The organism is Paraburkholderia caffeinilytica, from assembly GCF_051027425.1.
Classification (GTDB): domain Bacteria; phylum Pseudomonadota; class Gammaproteobacteria; order Burkholderiales; family Burkholderiaceae; genus Paraburkholderia; species Paraburkholderia caffeinilytica_A.
On sequence record NZ_CP186552.1, the window covers coordinates 3,124,345 to 3,142,071 of the forward strand.

At 62.5% G+C, this 17,727-nt stretch carries 15 protein-coding genes and 1 riboswitch; of the genes, 9 read left to right on the forward strand and 6 right to left on the reverse strand.

The window, feature by feature from the left end; translation table 11 throughout:
- Nucleotides 1-3: 3 nt before the first annotated feature.
- Together ACOSV0_RS13720 and ACOSV0_RS13725 are read right to left on the reverse strand one after the other, a co-directional pair.
- Nucleotides 4-834, reverse strand: a complete 831-nt coding sequence (locus tag ACOSV0_RS13720; protein WP_434106695.1) for a DUF1223 domain-containing protein — start codon at nt 832-834, stop codon at nt 4-6.
- Between the two features lie 201 nt (nt 835-1,035).
- Nucleotides 1,036-1,497 carry a hypothetical protein gene (locus tag ACOSV0_RS13725; protein ID WP_434106696.1) on the reverse strand — a complete coding sequence of 154 codons (462 nt, stop codon included), beginning with the start codon at nt 1,495-1,497 and terminating at the stop codon, nt 1,036-1,038.
- A gap of 537 nt (nt 1,498-2,034) precedes the next feature.
- Between ACOSV0_RS13725 and ACOSV0_RS13730 the strand changes: the two genes are divergently transcribed.
- From ACOSV0_RS13730 to ACOSV0_RS13750, 5 genes are all read left to right on the forward strand, one after another.
- Nucleotides 2,035-2,445, forward strand: a complete 411-nt coding sequence (locus tag ACOSV0_RS13730; RefSeq protein WP_434106697.1) for a GreA/GreB family elongation factor — start codon at nt 2,035-2,037, stop codon at nt 2,443-2,445.
- A gap of 226 nt (nt 2,446-2,671) precedes the next feature.
- A riboswitch (TPP riboswitch) is annotated at nt 2,672-2,790 on the forward strand.
- 83 nt (nt 2,791-2,873) lie between these two features.
- Entirely contained in the window at nt 2,874-4,805 is a 1,932-nt protein-coding gene (gene thiC / locus ACOSV0_RS13735) for a phosphomethylpyrimidine synthase ThiC (RefSeq protein ID WP_434106698.1), read from the forward strand.
- Between the two features lie 360 nt (nt 4,806-5,165).
- Entirely contained in the window at nt 5,166-5,654 is a 489-nt protein-coding gene (locus ACOSV0_RS13740) for a hypothetical protein (RefSeq protein ID WP_434106699.1), read from the forward strand.
- 389 nt (nt 5,655-6,043) lie between these two features.
- Nucleotides 6,044-7,642, forward strand: coding sequence for an L-lactate permease (locus ACOSV0_RS13745; protein ID WP_434106700.1), 1,599 nt, complete (start codon nt 6,044-6,046; stop codon nt 7,640-7,642).
- A 354-nt stretch (nt 7,643-7,996) separates the two neighbouring features.
- Nucleotides 7,997-8,923, forward strand: a complete 927-nt coding sequence (locus ACOSV0_RS13750; protein WP_434106701.1) for a DMT family transporter — start codon at nt 7,997-7,999, stop codon at nt 8,921-8,923.
- Between the two features lie 602 nt (nt 8,924-9,525).
- On the opposite strand, the gene ACOSV0_RS13755 is transcribed toward ACOSV0_RS13750, so the two are convergent.
- A complete protein-coding gene (locus ACOSV0_RS13755; protein ID WP_434106702.1) occupies nt 9,526-9,681 on the reverse strand; it encodes a hypothetical protein in 156 nt (51 codons plus the stop codon).
- A gap of 173 nt (nt 9,682-9,854) precedes the next feature.
- Nucleotides 9,855-10,073, reverse strand: coding sequence for a LysR family transcriptional regulator (locus ACOSV0_RS13760; RefSeq protein ID WP_434106703.1), 219 nt, complete (start codon nt 10,071-10,073; stop codon nt 9,855-9,857).
- 104 nt (nt 10,074-10,177) lie between these two features.
- On the opposite strand from ACOSV0_RS13760, the gene ACOSV0_RS13765 reads away from it, so the two are divergent.
- Nucleotides 10,178-10,972, forward strand: a complete 795-nt coding sequence (locus tag ACOSV0_RS13765) for an SDR family NAD(P)-dependent oxidoreductase (RefSeq protein WP_434106704.1) — start codon at nt 10,178-10,180, stop codon at nt 10,970-10,972.
- Between the two features lie 355 nt (nt 10,973-11,327).
- On the opposite strand, the gene bamC is transcribed toward ACOSV0_RS13765, so the two are convergent.
- Nucleotides 11,328-12,560 (reverse strand): outer membrane protein assembly factor BamC, encoded by a 1,233-nt coding sequence (bamC, locus tag ACOSV0_RS13770; protein ID WP_434106705.1) that lies wholly within the window; start codon nt 12,558-12,560, stop codon nt 11,328-11,330.
- Between the two features lie 460 nt (nt 12,561-13,020).
- Between bamC and ACOSV0_RS13775 the strand changes: the two genes are divergently transcribed.
- From ACOSV0_RS13775 to ACOSV0_RS13785, 3 genes are all read left to right on the forward strand, one after another.
- Entirely contained in the window at nt 13,021-13,485 is a 465-nt protein-coding gene (locus ACOSV0_RS13775; protein ID WP_434106706.1) for a DUF2844 domain-containing protein, read from the forward strand.
- Nucleotides 13,486-13,532: 47 nt separating this feature from the next.
- Nucleotides 13,533-14,801, forward strand: coding sequence for a DUF3443 domain-containing protein (locus ACOSV0_RS13780; protein WP_434106707.1), 1,269 nt, complete (start codon nt 13,533-13,535; stop codon nt 14,799-14,801).
- 135 nt (nt 14,802-14,936) lie between these two features.
- On the forward strand, nt 14,937-16,811 hold the full coding sequence (locus ACOSV0_RS13785) for a glycosyl transferase family 1 (protein ID WP_434106708.1): 1,875 nt from the start codon (nt 14,937-14,939) through the stop codon (nt 16,809-16,811).
- Between the two features lie 161 nt (nt 16,812-16,972).
- Here ACOSV0_RS13785 and ACOSV0_RS13790 read toward each other — a convergent pair whose 3' ends face one another.
- Nucleotides 16,973-17,575 (reverse strand): hypothetical protein, encoded by a 603-nt coding sequence (locus ACOSV0_RS13790; protein ID WP_434106709.1) that lies wholly within the window; start codon nt 17,573-17,575, stop codon nt 16,973-16,975.
- Nucleotides 17,576-17,727: the final 152 nt, after the last annotated feature.

Genomic DNA, 17,727 nt, shown 5'->3' on the forward strand with positions numbered 1-17,727 from the left:
CGGTCAATTGCAGGCGGCGAGTTCGCCCACTTGCAGCACGTCGCCGGTCGCGGCGTTTTCGACGAACGCGACGACGCCGAAGTTGTCAGCCGGGGCGTTGGCATCGGCGTCGTCGATGCGGATATCGCGGCGGATTTGCGCGTTACCGGCAACCAGCGGCACGGGGCCGATCCATTGCCGCACGACGCGTTCGTGATGCAGCGTTGCGCCGCTGTTTTCACCAGCTCCGACCTGCGAGTTCAACGCGTTCTGATAGACGGCGACGTAGGCATTCAGCGGACCTGTGGCGTCCCTCGCCTTGCTGGTGAATTGCGCATCCACATTGAAGGCGCCCTTCGCGTGGGGCTTCAGTTCAAGCGCCACGTTTGCCTGCGCCGGTTCGGCGACAACCTTGCCGATGCGGCTCTGGAAACTGTCGCGCTGCGACCAGCTACGCAGCTCGCGGCCGGATACGAAGATTTCGGGCGTGTAGATGGTGTGGCCGCCGGCGAGGTCGGTGAGGGCTTGCTGACGTTCGGTAAAGCGATGCTGCGAAAAGCGGTCGGTCCAGCCGAGGCTATTCCAGTAGTCCACGTGCAAGGCCAACGGCACGATGCTTTGAGTTGCGCCGCTGTTTTTCCACTGGCTCAGCCAGTTGTCCGCGGGCGGGCAACTGCTGCAGCCTTCGCTGCTGTAGAGCTCCACCAGCGCTACGCGGTGGGACGGGCTGTGCGACGCGCATACGGCGCCGGCAGCGGCGGCGAGGCCGCTGGCTGACAGGGTAGTCAGCGCGACGGCTAACGCGATTGCGCGGGCGAAAGGCCGGTGGGCCCGGTGGGTTCGTGCGGTTTGCATGGCGTGCTCTCATCAGGATCTGCACGTTTGTCGATCCACGAGCCCGCTTATGACAGCCAGTTCTGATTTTTATTTTGGTTTGTGTCGGCCGGCTACGGCCGCGACCGTTCCATGCCTGTTCCACGCTGTTGGCGCTCGCGGGGCGTCTGTCCACCTTCAGGGCGCGTCCCCATGCGCCCCGGCCCGGCCCGCAGAGGTGCCTCAATCGTAACTAACGACAACCGTCACGCGGGTATCCAGCGCCGCATTCTTCGGTGCAAGCGACAACACCCCGCCATCGCGGCCGACCCGGTAGTGTCCATCGCTAGCGGCCCGAAAGACACGTCCACCGCTATCGACAAAACGCTCAGTCAGCGCGTTACCATTACGCGCCGCCGTCGCGCCGTCGTTCACCTGAAGGGCGACATCGGCGCCCGTCGCGACGCCCGGCGAAGCGCTAAAGGTTAGCGTGACCGCCGAACCTGTTCGCGCTAGCCGTCCGCCGGCAGCGTCGGCAACTACCCCAGCCGGAGCCGCCGAAATCGTCAGTTGCGGCGCCACGATCGCTCCTGAAAAGCTGATCGTTCCACCACTCGCCGCCACCGCCGGCATCGGCGATACAGCCAGCGCCACCGTCGCCACACCTGCGCTGAGCGCCCCAAACCGCACTCGTCCCGTTTTCATGGGCACCTCTCCTTAAGCCGTCCCGATCCGCATCACGTCGTTGACGCGCCACCCACCGCCAGTCGCTCGACTGGGCAACGGCCGCCCCTACAGGTGGATTAACGGCAGCGCCACGGCGGCCTTGAACGGCCCGGTGCGAAAAAGACGCGCCACAGCCTGCGCACACGGCACCGCCCGGCAGCAGCTAAGGAGACGCCGGGGGTGCCGGGCCCGTGCTAACATTCACCTTTCGATTGCGTCGATCCAGTTTTCTTTCCGGCGCTTATCCCAAGACCTTTCGCTTCCTGCCGGCTACCCTCATGCGTCCTCCGTTCTCCCGTGCCCTCACCCGCTTGCGCCCCCGCCGCGCAACCGGTTGCGCACGCGCGGACGTCGCGGCGCCTCACGCCGGCCAGCCGTCCCGAACGCTCCCGCTTCCCGCCGCCCGGCGCCCGATCTGACGTTGCTTCCTCCATCATCGGAGCCACGTCGTCGGGCTCCGGGCTGATCTCATCCGTACGCCATTCCCTGACATGCAGATCAATTGGAGAACCCGTCATGAAAAAGACGAAACCCTGTTACCTCACCGAACTCGACGTCGCCCGTCTTGAAAAGCACTCGGCCGCGCCCGGCGCCGACGCCAGATGGCAGGACATGCTCGACGATGTGCTCGAGCGTGCCGTGATTGTCGAATCGCGCGACATTCCCGCGAATGTCGTCACGATGAATTCGCAAGCCACGTTGATCGACGAAACCAGCGGCGAGCAGATGACCTGGACGGTCGTCTATCCGCCCAATGCGGATTTCGCCCAGGGCCGCCTGAACGTGTTCTCGCCGGTCGGCCTCGCGTTGCTCGGCGCCAAACGCGGCGAACGCATCCGCTTCACACCGCCGAGCGGCACGGAGAAAGTCCTGAAGCTCGACAAGATCCTGTTCCAGCCCGAAGCCGCCGACAATTTCACGCTGTAGACGAGGCACACTCGCAGACATACGCGCAGGCGCATTCGCAGGCACACGCGCAGGCCCACTCGCAGGCCCACTCGCAAGCACGCGCGCGACGCAGTACTGCTGCGCCGCATCATTCCCGGCAGCCCTATCACAACAAGAATAGTGCGTGGCTGACCGGCGTTATCTCTAACATCTGACTTTTTCAAGACGGGTTGCCAAGCAACGCCCGGGCGGTGTATCGTGTGCGCTGCTAACGCGGGGGTCCTGCGTAGCGCGGAGGTTGGAGGTCCGTGTTGCGTGGGTGAGAAATACCCTTTGAACCTGATCTGGATAATGCCAGCGCAGGGAAGCGTACGGATTTCGCACCTGGTCTACCGTTTCATCTCTCGCGATTTCCGACAACTTCCGTCTCGTCTCCTGCTTAGCGGCCCCACATCAGGAGATAACGCATGAACGCCAATCCGAAGTTCCTTTCCGCCGACGCTCACGTCGATGCCGCCGCTGTCGCGCCGCTGCCGAATTCCCGCAAGGTCTACGTGACCGGCTCGCGCCCCGATATCCGCGTGCCGATGCGCGAAGTTTCCCAGGCGGATACGCCGGACAGCTTCGGCGGCGAGAAGAATCCGCCGGTCTATGTCTACGATACGTCGGGCCCCTACTCCGATCCGGAAGCCAAAATCGACATCCGCGCCGGTCTGCCCGCGCTGCGTCAAACCTGGATCGAAGAGCGCGGCGACACCGAAGCGCTGACGGGCCTCTCGAGCGACTTCAGCCGCGAACGCGCCGCCGATACCGCAACCGCCGATCTGCGTTTCAAAGGCCTGCATCGCACGCCGCGCCGCGCCATCGTCGGCAAGAACGTCTCGCAGATGCACTACGCGCGCAAAGGCATCATCACGCCGGAGATGGAATACATCGCGATTCGCGAGAACCAGCAGCGCGCCGCGTATCTGGAGACGCTGAAGACGAGCGGTCCGAACGGCGAAAAGCTCGCCGCAATGATGGGCCGTCAGCATCCGGGCCAGGCGTTCGGCGCGAGCGCCTTCGGTCCCGACGGCCTGAAGGAAATCACCGCGGAATTCGTGCGCGAAGAAGTGGCACGCGGCCGCGCGATCATCCCGAACAACATCAACCACCCGGAAAGCGAGCCGATGATCATCGGCCGTAACTTCCTCGTGAAGGTGAATGCGAACATCGGCAACTCGGCCGTGACCTCGTCGATCGGTGAAGAAGTTGACAAGATGACCTGGGCGATCCGCTGGGGCGGCGACACGGTGATGGATCTGTCCACCGGCAAGCACATTCACGAAACGCGCGAGTGGATCATCCGTAACAGCCCGGTGCCGATCGGCACGGTGCCGATCTATCAGGCTTTGGAAAAGGTCAACGGCAAGGCAGAAGACCTGACGTGGGAAATCTTCCGCGACACGCTGATCGAACAGGCCGAGCAAGGCGTCGACTACTTCACGATTCACGCGGGCGTGCGTCTGCAATACGTGCCGCTGACGGCCAAGCGCATGACCGGTATCGTCTCGCGCGGCGGCTCGATCATGGCGAAGTGGTGTCTGGCTCACCACAAGGAAAGCTTCCTGTACGAGCACTTCGAAGACATCTGCGAAATCATGAAGGCGTATGACGTGGCCTTCTCGCTCGGCGACGGTCTGCGTCCCGGCTCGATCTACGATGCCAACGACGAAGCGCAACTCGGCGAGTTGAAGACGCTCGGCGAACTCACGCAGATCGCGTGGAAGCACGACGTGCAGACCATGATCGAAGGCCCAGGCCACGTGCCGATGCAACTGATCAAGGAAAACATGGACCTGCAACTGGAATGGTGTGACGAAGCACCGTTCTACACGCTGGGACCGTTGACGACCGACATCGCACCGGGCTACGACCACATCACCTCGGGCATCGGCGCGGCAATGATCGGCTGGTTCGGCACGGCAATGCTCTGCTACGTCACGCCGAAGGAACACCTTGGGCTGCCGAACAAGGACGACGTCAAGACCGGCATCATCACGTACAAGCTCGCCGCGCACGCCGCCGATCTGGCGAAGGGCCATCCGGGCGCGCAGGTGCGTGACAATGCGTTGTCGAAGGCGCGTTTCGAATTCCGTTGGGAAGACCAGTTCAATCTCGGTCTCGATCCGGACAAGGCACGCGAATTCCACGACGAAACGCTGCCGAAGGATTCGGCCAAGGTCGCGCACTTCTGTTCGATGTGCGGTCCGCACTTCTGCTCGATGAAGATCACCCAGGACGTGCGCGAATTCGCGGCGCAACAGGGCGTCACCGACGACGAAGCGCTGAAGAAAGGCATGGAAGTGAAGTCGATCGAGTTCATGAAGAAAGGCGCTGAAATTTATCAGCGGCAGTAACGTACGGATCGCGGGCGCAGACGTGCGCGCCCGTCATTCGAACCTTCCGCTTCACTGCGTTGCAGCATCGAAGCCCGCCTCTGGCGGGCTTTTGCCTTTCCGCGCAAACCGGCATGCCAAATGCCACATGCCACATGCCACATGCCACATGCCGGCAGAATGTAAGCACGCGATCGCGAAATCGGCCATCTGCGGAGTCGCGCCCGCGCCTCTGAATGCCCGCCGATTACTGCGAAAAATGCTTTGCAACGGGGTGAAATACGCCGTTACGGTTTTGCAATCCTGTTGGCGCCACAGCGGCGTAAGCTCAGGCCATTACGCCCGCCGATGGCGGCGTCCGATGGTAAACAGGAGCGCGTCATGAAGTCCCGCGTCATCGATTCTCTTTGCACACTCAGCCAGCGGCTGCCGCGCGGCTTGCCCCGTTTCTCCCAAACTGGAATCGCGTTTGCCGGCGCGGTCTGCGTACTGACGCTATCCGGCTGCTATTACCCATACGGCTACTATCCGGGCGCCTACCCGTATTACGCCTACGGCACGGTCCCGGCCACCGACGTTCAGCGTGAAGTCCCTGTCGGCACGGCCGACGATCCGGCAACCTCGCAACAACAGCAAGCCCAGGCCTCGCAGCAGGCGCGGGCCAATGCGCAAACCCAACCGCCCACCTACGCGGTGGCCCAGCCGCCCGTGTACGTTGCGCCCGCCTATCCCGTCTACTATCCGCCGCCGGTCTATCCGGCTTATTACGGCTATCCGGGCTGGTATGGCCCGTCGGTCTCCATCGGCTTCGGTTTCGGCGGCTATTGGGGCGGCCGCGGCGGATGGGGTGGCCACGGACACTGGCACTGAGTCTCGCTGACCTGCTTTGACCGCCCCGTGCCCGCCGCTATCGGCGCACGGGACGGGCCCCCTGCCACACAACATTCGCGCCCCGGCCTTCCCCGAAACCGGCGTGTCCGCCAGCACGCGCCATGCCCCGCGGAACTGGCCTCACGCGCATCATCCCGCGACGCTCCCGGCATGCAAGACGCGGCGCGCCCTTCTCCCCCCGCCCGTAGTTTCCCTTCTTGACGCGCTCCAACCGGGCTCTATGCTTGGGGAAGCCACACGCAGTACTCGTTTAAATAAGCGACCCGGCGCGTCCTGCACGCTCCGCCGACGCCCATCCGTCCTGCCAGAGCGACGCGCCCGTAGTGCGTAGTCCCGCGTCGATTTCGAACAACAACGAAGGAGACGTGATGTTTCATCAACTACTCACTCCAGTCGGCAATGCGCTATTGCCGTCGTTTCTGGTTGCCGCGCTACCGATCGTCGTCGTCCTGTTACTGCTTGGCTGGGCGCGCCGGCCGGCCTGGCAGGCTTCACTCGCGGGGCTGATCGTCGGCCTGATCGTGGCGATTTTCGTCTGGCAGTTCCCGGTCGGACTCGCGTTCGCTTCGGTGGCCAACGGTGCGGTCTTCGCCTGCTGGCCGGTAATGTGGATCGTGTTCGCCGCGATCCTGCTTTACAACATCTCGCAACGCTCGGGCCGCTTCGCGGCCTTCCGGATGTGGATGATCGACAACCTGCCGAACGATAGGCGCGTCGTGCTGGTCGTGATCGGTTTTTCTTTCGGAGCGCTATTCGAAGGGATCTCCGGTTTCGGCACGCCAGTCGCGATCACCAGTTCGCTGTTGATCCTGCTCGGCTTCCCCACGCTCGAAGCCCTCACGTTTACGCTGATCTTCAATACCGCTCCGGTCGCGTTCGGCGCGCTGGGCGTGCCGATCACGGTGCTCGGCGCGGTCACGCACCTGCCGGCCGACACGCTCGCCAAGATGGTCGGACGGCAGTTGCCGTTCTTCGCCCTACTGCTGCCGTTCTACGTGATTGGCGTGTATGCGGGATTTCGCAACATGCTGCGCGTGTGGCCGGTACTGCTGGTGTCCGGCGCGAGCTTCGCGCTGACCCAGTTCGTCACGGCGAATTACGTCAACTACAGTTTGACCGACGTGCTGTCGTCGCTGGTCTCGCTGATCCTGACGATTGCGTTCCTGCGCGTCTGGAAACCCGCCGTCGATCCAAAGTTCGCGATCAACATCGACCGCGTGGGCGAAGTGCGCGGCAAGATCAGCGGCGCCCAGGGCTGGTATCCGTGGATCATCGTCTCGGCGGTGGTGATCGTCTGGACCATCGCCAAAATCTTCCTGATCGGCGACGTCAAGCTGCCGTGGCCGGGCCTCGACAAGGCCGTGTACATCACCCTGTACAACACGCCGTACGGTGCGGTGTGGGACTTCCAGCCGCTCGCCACCGGCACGGCGATTCTGGTCGCCGCCATCATCACGTCGTTCGCGACGGGTCTGGGGATCAGCGAATTCGGCAAGGCCATTGTCGACACGTGGGTCCAGACGCGCATCGCCATTCTGACGGTGGCGACCATCGTCGCGCTCGCCTATCTGATGAACTACTCAGGGCTCACCTATACGCTTGGGCTCGGTGCTGCGTCGGTCGGACCGTTCTTTCCGCTGGTGTCGGCGTTCCTCGGCTGGGTCGCGGTGTTCCTGTCCGGCAGCGATACCTCGGGTAACGCGCTGTTCGGCAACCTGCAGGTGGTGGCGGCTCATCAGTTGAACCTGAACCCGATCCTGATGGCGGCGACCAATTCGTCGGGCGGCGTGATGGGCAAGATGATCTCGCCGCAAAACATCTCGACCGGGGTGGCGACCACCGAGCTCAAAGGCAAGGAAGGCGTCGTCTTCGCCAGGACCTTCAAGCATTCGATTCTGTTGACGGTGATCCTCGGCGTGCTGGTGTGGCTGCAGCAGAACGTCCTGCAAGGGATGATTCCGCACTGAGACGCGCCTGGCCCATCGACGTGACTGCACGCACCTGCTAATTCCTTGAAGCGGCAGCTTGCGCGATGGGCCGGGATCACCGCTGAGTTGTCATAATATAATTCACCTCCACTAGGGTCCTGGCTTACCGGGCTTGGACCCGATCAGTAACCACCCCAATCTCATCGTAATTTTTCTCACATTAGCGTGAGAATTGCTCGTTTTGCAGTCCGCCCAGCCGCACTTACGATGACGGCTATCAGACGCCGCTCATCTCCCGAATCTTGCCGTTTCACTCCAGCCTGAAACGTTTCGCGCAATCGCGCTGCTACGATGCACTGGCGTCTCGACTCAACCGCGCGCGGCGCCACGACAATGAATACCAAGAGTTTGCTGCAATTGCTGATCCTGGCCGCCCTGTGGGGCGCCTCGTTTCTGTTTATACGTGTCGGCGTGACCGACTTCGGCGTCGCCCCGCTGATGGCGTTGCGGGTCGGCATCGGCGCGATTTTCCTCGCCGTCGTGCTGGTCGCGCGGCGCCCGTTGCGTCAGTCCGCGACGATCCTGCGCACGCGCGCCTTTCCGCTCCTCGTGGTCGGTATCCTGAATTCGGCGGCGCCGTTCTGTCTGTTCGCGTATGCCGAACTGACGCTGTCGGCGGGCGTGACGTCCGTCATCAATGCAAGCACGCCGCTGTGGGGTGCACTCGTCGGCTTCCTATGGCTGCGTGACCGCCTGAGCGCGCTGCGCACGCTCGGTCTCGTGATCGGCTTTCTCGGCGTGCTGTTGCTGGTGTGGGATCAGATCGCCGCGCCGGACGGTTCGGCCGCCACGCCGTTGAGCACCGCGCTCGCGGCCGCTGCCGCGCTCGGCGCCACGCTGCTGTACGGCATCGCCGCCAATTACACGAAGCGCCACCTGACCGGCGTCGATGCGTTGACCGTCGCGACCGGCACGATGACCGGCGCCACCATCGTGCTGCTGCCGCTCGCCGTAATCTACTGGCCGGCTGCGCCGATCTCGCTGCACGCCTGGGGCGCGGTCATCGCCCTGGGCGTCGCGTGTACCGGCATCGCGTACATGCTGTTCTTCCATCTGATCTCAGTCATCGGGCCGGCACGTACGATTACGGTGACCTTCGTGATCCCGATCTTCGGCATTCTGTGGGGTGCGCTATTTCTCAGCGAAACCGTGTCGCCAGGCATGCTGGCAGGCTGTGGCGTGATTCTCGTCGGCACCGCGCTGGCCACCGGCGTGGTTAAACGCCTGCCCTGGAGCGGCCCGCGCCACGCCGACACCTGAAAACCGCCGCGCGCACTACGTTCGGCGCAACCCGGTTCTCGCCCTGACGAGAATCGCGCCGGCACGGAATATATCTTCGGGCGACGCTTCCCTCCTTCAGCGTCGCCGTTTCCCGTCCTATACCGTTCGCCGCATCGGCACCCGCCTGGGACGCAATCCCGAACACCCAAAAAAATAGCCCGCACTCCATTGGAGTGCGGGCGAAACCGTCGCCCTACGAGGATAGGCGACGGGGCCACCGAGGCCGCGCGCCACGCGCGCAGGCCGTCATCGGGCTAAGCACCGGTTCGTTCGCCGGTGCTGAAAGGGTCTGGGAATCGCCGCTTCGAGACTCGCCGCAAGCTCATGACGGATGTTACGAATCCGGCCCCATGAGTCTTTAAAAGCAGCTTGCGTGCCAGTTATGGAAATTCACAAGAAATTGTTCGCAAACCATTGATTGTTATTGGATTGTTTTGCGATGAAAACAGGCTGGGGAGGTTGGCTGAAAGGGTTCTGCGAGTTACGTCACCGGGGTAACGTCACGTAACATACGGCCGCACGCGGCGGCCGCGGTGCCTCGCTTCAAGCCTTTGAAGCGAGGCCGAAAGCGAGGTTGAACATCAGGAGAACGGCCATTTCGTGCGTTGTGCAGCCGTATGCCGGACACGCAGGGCCGCCGGCCGCCGCGTCTCGCGCGGCGACAAGGCCGCACCGCAGACAAGTGCCAGGACGAGCAAGCTCGCCGCCCACATCCAGTAAGGAATCACGTCGAACATGGCCATCTCCCGTTGAGCGCCGGTTTATACCGGTGTTTCAGACAGAAGCAAAACGCGTGCGCACCATGCCGCCGATCTGACAACAGCCCGCGGACGAAGGCTGAAGCGGACATAAAAAATGTCAGCTATCAGGCTTTTCACGCGCATCACGCGCATCACGCGCATCACGCGCATCACGCGAATTTTGCCCGGTCGTAGTATCTCTGCCCTTGATCCGTCAGGGTCACGCTGCGCGTACTTCGGTTAAATAACACCACCCCGAGGCGTCTCTCGAGCGCGCCGATAGCCTTGCTGATGACCGACTGTGAGTCGCCGGTTCGACGCGCGGCGGCGGTAAAACCGCCTGCTTCAACCACGGCTATGAAGGCGTTTAATTCGTGAAATCGATCCATATTAATTCCACCATGGAATTAATATTATTATAATTCAAGCTATTATCATAGGATCAGGCATCACCCACAATCCAGCTTTCTCCACACGCTGAAGGACTGGTGCCATGAATATCGATCTCACGGGCCGCAAGGCCGTCGTTACCGGGTCAACGGCGGGTATCGGCCGAGCCATTGCAGAAGGGCTGGGGCGCGCAGGCGCCGCGGTCGTGATCAACGGCCGCTCAGAGAAGCGCGTCTCCACGGCGCTTCGGGAGCTTCGCGAACTCTTGCCAAAGACGGAGTTTACTGGCGTCATCGCCGATCTTGCGACCCCGGAAGGCGCGGCGGAGTTATTCGCTCAGGCGCCGGATGCGGACATTCTCGTCAACAATGTGGGGACTGGGCGTTGGAAGTCCTTCTTCGAAATTGAGGACCGTGAGTGGATCGATCTCTTCGAACTTAACGTCATGAGCGGCATTCGCGCCTCCCGCCACTATGTGCCGAACATGACGAAGCGCGGCTGGGGACGCGTCGTCTTCATCAGCAGCGAGTCCGCGCTTGCCATCCCCAAGGACATGATCGACTACGCCACGACCAAGACCGCTCAACTCGCCATTGCGAGGGGCTTGGCCGAGGTGGTAGGCGGAACGGGCGTCACCGTTAATTCGGTTCTTCCTGGTCCGACGAATTCGGAGATCATGGGTGGTTGGGCGCAGGCGAACGCAGATGCGCAAGGCATTACGCGTGAGGAAGCCGAGCAGCAGTTCCTGAAAACGAATCGCCCGACCACGCTCCTCAATCGCTTTGCGACAACCGAAGAAGTCGCAAACCTGGTTGTCTATGTCTGCTCGGAGCAGGCGTCGGCGACAACAGGCACTTCCTTGCGTGTCGACGGCGGTGTCGTTCGGACAATTGCATAGGGCGCACGCTTTTTCACTCGCTCATCCCGGAGTTCGACGGCCTGCGCCTAGGATTGTGCCGCATCGGCAACGAACGGACTTGGTGAGTTCGATCCTAGCCATGACGACTCCTCGGAAAGACCCGATTCCGAGGAGCCTGATAGGGGCCAGGAGCAGGGAAGCCAGGTCAAGCTTTGGAAAGCACCGACATAGGTTGAACTCACCTAAGCTATTGATAAACCTGCTGTAGCTGGCTGGGTCGTAGTCCGGCGAAGTACGGTGCTGGAGTCATCCTGAAATAAAAAAACCCGCCCGGGCTTCACCCCGGGCGGGTTTCAGACAGCGTTCGCTGCGTGCTACAACTTCGTTCAGTGCATCAGTGCAGCTGGTCGACCATCAGACCCATGATCTGCTTGGCCTGCGGGCTCTGATCGATCGTGCCGTTGCTGTCGACGACTGCCACACGGGTCTGGTTAGGCGTCACCGCGCGCACGTTCACGAGATACTGCTTGGCGACCTTTTCCTTCTTGCCGTGGAACACCTGGCTCCAGAAACCCTGCTCCGCCGAGGTCATGTCCTTCGGATCGACGTAGCGCACGAAGTACAAACCGCGGCTCGCATCGCGATCGTCGACCGTGAAGTTGCTGCGATCGAGCGCGAGGCCCACGCGTAGCCATGCACGGTCATACGGTTCGCCGAGGGTGAGTTCGGTGGAGGAGAACTGCGCGTCCGTGGTATTTGCCGCGTCATCCGGCATGCGCGGTTGCGCCGACAGCGCCACGTTTTGCGCCGCCGTGGCCGCAGCCGCCGACTTCGCACCCGCGGTAGCCGCGTTCGGAGCTACTTGCGCACCTGCCGGCGAGAGCTCGGCGCTTTGCGTATCCGCCGACTTCGTGCGCGAATCGGTCAGCGCCAGCGCTGCCATCAGCCGCTTCAGGTATTCCTGTTCAAGGCCCGGATCGTTCGGCTTGGCTTCCCACTTGGTCGAATCGTTGTTCGGGCCGGTGATCGCCTCACGCATACCCTTCTGGCTGATGAACACATAAGTGCCGCCGTTCGGCGCCGTTTCGAGACGCGTGCGGTACTTGTTGCGCTCGGAACTCACGTAGCTGTTGCCCATTGCCTTGGACAGCGTGTCGCGGATCAGGCCGTCGTTGATCTGCGCATGCGTTTCGTTCCAGTCCGTTTCCATCACGCCCTTGTCGCGCTGGTCGACCACCAGCAGGAAGCCCTGTTCCTGCCAGAAACGGCGGATTTGCGCCCAGGCCTGGTCGGGCGCCTTGTTGTCGATCACGAGCCAGCTTTCCGTACCGTCGCGCTGGATATGCATGCCGGTAACTTGCGGCACCACCGTCAGCGTGCTGGTAGCCGGTGCTTGCGCCTGGACCTGCTTGAGCGTGGACAGCGAGGTTTCGCCGCCTTGCGGAGGCAACGAACGCTGATCGGACGTCTCATCGATCATGTTCGGCGGTACGGCAAGCGACACCTGCTTCGATTTCGAGTCGCTCTTGTAGTCAATTTTGGTCGGCGACGAAGTGCCGCAGCCGGCGACCAGACCGCCTGCCATCAGCATTACTGCAAACCGCTTGGTAAGACGAAGATCAGTCATGTTCAGGGAATCCTTCCGCTACGCCACGGCAAGTTTCCGTGGATCAACCCAACATTTTACCGATCCCAGCGGGACATGTGCAAAAACCCGGGTTTGACCGCGAATTGAGCGGCGCCCAGCCGGCAAAATCGCGGGTTCGACAAGCGGTCCGGACACCGATAAATCGCTGCGCAGCACGCGGCCTCCCATTGCAGAAAAGAGCCCTGTTTCACGGCCGCGATCGTCTCCCACGACAGCAGATTTAACAGTTCACAACACTTCCCAATCGTCTGTCAGAGATGTACCCGGCTTCTGTCAGATTATTGTTTTAAAAGAGATTTTCCGCTCTTGTCACATGCTATTTTCAAGATTGCCTCAAGCGTCGCGCAACGCTCCTGACAAGGATCAGGAAACCCGGGTGTTATCTTGAATTGGACGTCTCAACAAAAGATTGAGCGCTCCAACTACGAGACAGGTTGCCATGCCAAATCATTCTTTCTTACCTGCCCTCACCGCCCCGGCAATGGCGCTTGCCTTGCTGTTTGCCGGCGCCGGCGCGCATGCCGAATTGGGCGGCACGATGCCCACCCAGGCGAATCCGCCAGCCGCCGCGCCCCAAACCTTGCTGAACGGCGCCTTACGCCTGCGCACGCTAACCGATGCGGGCAACACCACCGTCAACGAGTACGCGACGAGTACCGGCCAGATCATCGCTTACGCGTGGCAAGGTCCAACCATGCCGGATCTGCCCGCGCTACTGGGAAAGTACGCCGACTCCTACAGAACGGGGGTCGCAGCGGAAGTGCCGGACGGCAATCTGCACGCCTCGCGGGTCGTCCGCCCGGACGTCGTCGTGGAATCCGGCGGCCCGATGCGCGGTTACACAGGGCGCGCGTGGCTGCCCGCGGCCTTACCGGCCGGCGTCACGGCCGACGATTTCCACTGACGCGCGCAAATCAAAAAAACACTGCGGCGATTGCCGCCCTCGACATCATGAAACCTTCCTCTCGACTCCACGCCCTGCTCCTCGTCTGCGCGACACTCTCCGGTTGTGGGGGCGGCGGGGGCGGCGGCACATCGGCGGACTCGTCCCAGGCAGGCTCAGCCAGCCCGGCCAGCAGCCCGAACGAGGCAAACCCGTCCGGAGCCACCGTTCCGGACACGGTCACCTCCGTGCCACAGTCGAACACGCCGAACGTTCAGCCGATCGTGGTCACCAGCGCGCCCGGTCTGACGCGCAACATGCTCACGACGAGCGTCACCGTCTGCCAGCCCGGCACCAGCAACTGCGCGACGATCGACAACATTCAGGTCGACACCGGCTCGCATGGCTTGCGGATTCTCGCGTCCGCGCTGCCGGCCAGCCTCACGCTGGCTGCGGTGGGTTCGGGTAGCGGGGTCACCGGCGAGTGCGCGGTATTCGGCAGCGGCTATGCGTGGGGCGCAGTGCGCAGCGCGGATGTGCGCATGGCCGGTCAGTTGGCCGCAGCCACTCCGATCCAGTTGATCGCCGACCCGTCCGTGCCCACCGTGCCCGCCGACTGCGCGGGCTCAGGCAGGGCGATGCAGACCGTCTCGAGCCTGCGCGCCAACGGCATTCTTGGCGTCGGTTTATTCACGGCCGACTGCGGCGGCGGCTGTGTCGACACCGCGCTGCCACGCTGGTATTACAGCTGCGACGCCGGCGGCGCCTGCCTCGCGAGCACGCAAGCCCTTGCGCAGCAGGTGACCAATCCGGTCAGCAACTTCGCGCTCGACAACAACGGTGTGGTCATCGATCTGCCGGCAATCGCCGACGCCGGCGCGGTCAGCGTGTCGGGTTCGATGATTTTCGGCATCGGCACCCAGGCGAACAACACACTCGGCGGCGCCAGTGTGGTCAAGGCGAATCGGGTCACAGGGTATGTGGTCACGAACAGCGCCGGCCAGACTTACACGCAGAGTTACGTCGACAGCGGCTCGAACGGCCTGTTCTTCAGCAATAGCCAGTTGCCGCAATGCGGTTTCTGGTACTGCCCGGGTTCGACGCAGACAGCGAACGCCTCGATCGTGGGTACCGATGGCGCGTCGACCACCGTATCGTTTGAGATCGGCAATTCGGCCACGCTGTTCGCGTCGTCGAATAATGCCTTCGACAACCTGGCCGGCATCGCCAGCAATAGCTTCGGCTGGGGCCTGCCGTTCTTTTTCGGACGGCGGGTCTATACGGCGATCGCGTCGCGCGAAACGTCGGCCGGGCCGGGTCCGTATTACGCGTTCTGATCCCATTTTCCCGCACGGAAAATTCCCAAATGCCTATCCAGGGCTGATTTGATATGTGCCGGCTGCGATAATCGGCGCCCCCGGCTAACTTCGCCTCAACATAGTTAGTCATGCATATCTTAAAAAAGCCAATTGATGGAAGTCACTTTTTCGCTCGACCATTTCGAGCAACTCGTCTATACGCGACAACACGCAGAAGCGTCGGTCCAGCTTGTCACAGCACTGGCGCTGCTTCACGACAAGCGCGGCGAACTGGACGGCAGTTTCAAAGCCTCGGGCATGGTCAATCTGTCTCCCCGCGAGCAACGTCAGCGTTTCTGCACGCGCCTCGCCAGCGCGGCGTCGACCTTGTTCGCCAACCCGGATTTTCAGCCCACGGCCGAGTGTTTCAGGCTGCTCTTCACGCTGCATGAATGGACCGGCATGCTGTTCTCGACCACGGCATTCGGCAATACCGACCACATCACGCTTCACCTGAATCCTCGCGGCCCGGCAGACATGCAGTTTCTGCCAGGCGACACGTTCATTGAAAAACTGTGCGTGCTCTATTCGACCGAATCCGAACTGGAACTGGACTTTGCCGCGCTCTGGACGTACGACAAAGTCATCGCCGCCTGTCTCGCGCTTACTCTGCTGGCGCCGGTTTTCAAAGGCTCGGCGAACGCGCACGGCAAGCGCGAAGCGTTGCTGGAATGGCTGCCCGGCAAACTGCAGCACATCGACGACCTCGACGCGCTGCCGTCGGCCGTGCTGCACAACGCCTATATGTTCTGCAGCTACGCCGACTCGCCGCGGCGGCACGCGATCAAGCAGGACATCAACGTGCTGGTGCGCCGTAAGCTCGAACAACTCGGCCTGACCGACCTGCCCGCGCCAAAGCGCATGTCTGCCACAGGCGGCAAACCGCCGCGCCGCAAGAAGCCCTTGATGGTGGTTGTGCTCGAGTGGTTCAGCGGCGCCCATTCGATCTATCGCACGCATTCGCGCACGCTCGAAGCCGCGCGCGAACATTTCGAGGTGGTGGGTTTCGGCTTCGGTTACGCCGTCGACGACGTGGGCCGGAACATCTTCGACCGTTTCATCGAACTGGAGCAGCCGGACTACATCGGCGAGTGCATGAAGACAATTCGCGACTTTGCCGAGGCCGAGCAGCCGGACGTGTTGTACATGCCGAGCGTCGGCATGTTCGTGCTGACGGTGTTCATGTCCAATCTACGCATCGCGCCGTTGCAGATCGCCGCGCTCGGCCACCCGGCCACCACGCACTCGGACAAGATCGACTACATCAGCGTCGAGGAAGATTATGTCGGCGACCCGGCCTGCTTCAGCGAACGCCTGATGAAACTGCCGAAAGACGGGCAGCCGTACCGCCCGTCCGTCGCGCTGCCGAATATCGTCGCGCGGATTCCGCCGCCGCGCGAAACCCTGCAGATCGTCGTCACGGCCAGCGCGATGAAGCTCAACCCCGGTTTTCTCGATGCTTGCCGCGCGATCGGCGAGCGTGCCGCGACACCCGTTGAGTTTCACTTCATGACCGGCGTGCCCTTGGGTCTGCCGTTCTACCGTCTGCGCGACGTCGTCGCGCGGGCGGTGCCGGGCGCCGTCGTGCACGACTTCCACGACTACGCCGCATATCTGACGCGCGTCAACCAGTCCGACCTGTTCCTCAGCCCGTTTCCGTTCGGCAATACCAACGGTATCGTCGACGCCTTGACGCTCGGTTTGCCCGGTGTATGCAAACGCGGGCCGGAAGTGTTCGAACAGATCGACGGCGCGCTGTTCGAGCGTGTGGATATGCCGTCGTGGATCATCGCGGACAGCGTCGAGGCTTATATCGCTGCGGCTGTGCGAATGATCGACCAGCACGAAGAGCGGACGGCGCTGCGGCAACGCCTGATCGATACACAGGCGGTGCAGCGCTGCTTTGAAGGGCGGCCGCAGGCGTTCGGTGAAGGCGTGCTGGAATTGATGCGCGAAAACAAAAGCCGCCAGACGGACGGGGCGGCTTGAGGCTTGAGGCTTGAGGCTTGAGGCTTGAGGCTCGCAATTCGCATTTGCGGTTTGCGGTTTGCGGTTTGCGGTTTGCGGTTTGCGGTTTGCGGTTTGCGGTTTGCGGTTTGCGGTTTGCGAGGCGCCGGTGAAAACCGGCTGCACTCGTTACAAGCAAGGCTTTACTCCGTGGCTTCGCTGGCAGCGCCAACGGCCGGCGTGGCGAGCTTCGCCGGTGCCAGCCAGCTGAATGCATCAAGCACCGAGCCGTGAAACGTGCACTCGGCGGCGGCAGGCGTGCGGGTCGTCTTCGGCTTGGCCGATTTGAGCGAGGCTGCTTTGACCTCCGACGCAGCAAGACTTCCGGAAGCGGCTGTAGCACCCGAAGCCACGCCAGCCGTCACGCCGGACGCTGCCGCAGCGCCCGAAACCGGGGAAGCCGGGGAAGCCGCCGATACCGCCGACGCCGCGCGCACGCCCGAAGCCGCGCGGGCCGCATTCGCGAGTTGCGTGGCGGACGCTGCCGCCGATGCCGCCGATGCCGCCGCGGCAGCCGCAACCTCCGATGCCGTCGCCACATGCTCGATCGAGCCTTCGACAACCACTCGCGAGCCGTCGATACCGACACCCTTATGCGTGACTTTCAGCTTATCCGGCGATGTGTCGGCCAGCTTGCTTCGCATCAACTGCTCGCATGCATCCGAGTTCTTGTAGACGGCCGTGCAAGCCGCCAGCAGCGTTGCAGCGGCAGCGATACAGGCGATAGGGAGAATCCGAATCTTCATTGATGTTCCGTTTTTCAAGCTGTCGGCAATTGTAGCTTACGGGCTGAGGGATCGGCACCGCGGCCTGCGCCGCCACCAATATCGACAACCTTTTCGTGCTGCTCGCCTTTCATGCGGAAGCGGGCGGCCGGCGGCGTCGCATGATCACCGGG

Coding starts and splice junctions, on each gene's coding strand:
- ACOSV0_RS13720 (WP_434106695.1), bottom strand. CDS start 834: ATGCAAACCGCACGAACCCACCGGGCCCACCGGCCTTTCGCCCGCGCA.
- ACOSV0_RS13725 (WP_434106696.1), bottom strand. CDS start 1,497: ATGAAAACGGGACGAGTGCGGTTTGGGGCGCTCAGCGCAGGTGTGGCG.
- ACOSV0_RS13730 (WP_434106697.1), top strand. CDS start 2,035: ATGAAAAAGACGAAACCCTGTTACCTCACCGAACTCGACGTCGCCCGT.
- thiC (WP_434106698.1), top strand. CDS start 2,874: ATGAACGCCAATCCGAAGTTCCTTTCCGCCGACGCTCACGTCGATGCC.
- ACOSV0_RS13740 (WP_434106699.1), top strand. CDS start 5,166: ATGAAGTCCCGCGTCATCGATTCTCTTTGCACACTCAGCCAGCGGCTG.
- ACOSV0_RS13745 (WP_434106700.1), top strand. CDS start 6,044: ATGTTTCATCAACTACTCACTCCAGTCGGCAATGCGCTATTGCCGTCG.
- ACOSV0_RS13750 (WP_434106701.1), top strand. CDS start 7,997: ATGAATACCAAGAGTTTGCTGCAATTGCTGATCCTGGCCGCCCTGTGG.
- ACOSV0_RS13755 (WP_434106702.1), bottom strand. CDS start 9,681: ATGTTCGACGTGATTCCTTACTGGATGTGGGCGGCGAGCTTGCTCGTC.
- ACOSV0_RS13760 (WP_434106703.1), bottom strand. CDS start 10,073: ATGGATCGATTTCACGAATTAAACGCCTTCATAGCCGTGGTTGAAGCA.
- ACOSV0_RS13765 (WP_434106704.1), top strand. CDS start 10,178: ATGAATATCGATCTCACGGGCCGCAAGGCCGTCGTTACCGGGTCAACG.
- bamC (WP_434106705.1), bottom strand. CDS start 12,560: ATGACTGATCTTCGTCTTACCAAGCGGTTTGCAGTAATGCTGATGGCA.
- ACOSV0_RS13775 (WP_434106706.1), top strand. CDS start 13,021: ATGCCAAATCATTCTTTCTTACCTGCCCTCACCGCCCCGGCAATGGCG.
- ACOSV0_RS13780 (WP_434106707.1), top strand. CDS start 13,533: ATGAAACCTTCCTCTCGACTCCACGCCCTGCTCCTCGTCTGCGCGACA.
- ACOSV0_RS13785 (WP_434106708.1), top strand. CDS start 14,937: ATGGAAGTCACTTTTTCGCTCGACCATTTCGAGCAACTCGTCTATACG.
- ACOSV0_RS13790 (WP_434106709.1), bottom strand. CDS start 17,575: ATGAAGATTCGGATTCTCCCTATCGCCTGTATCGCTGCCGCTGCAACG.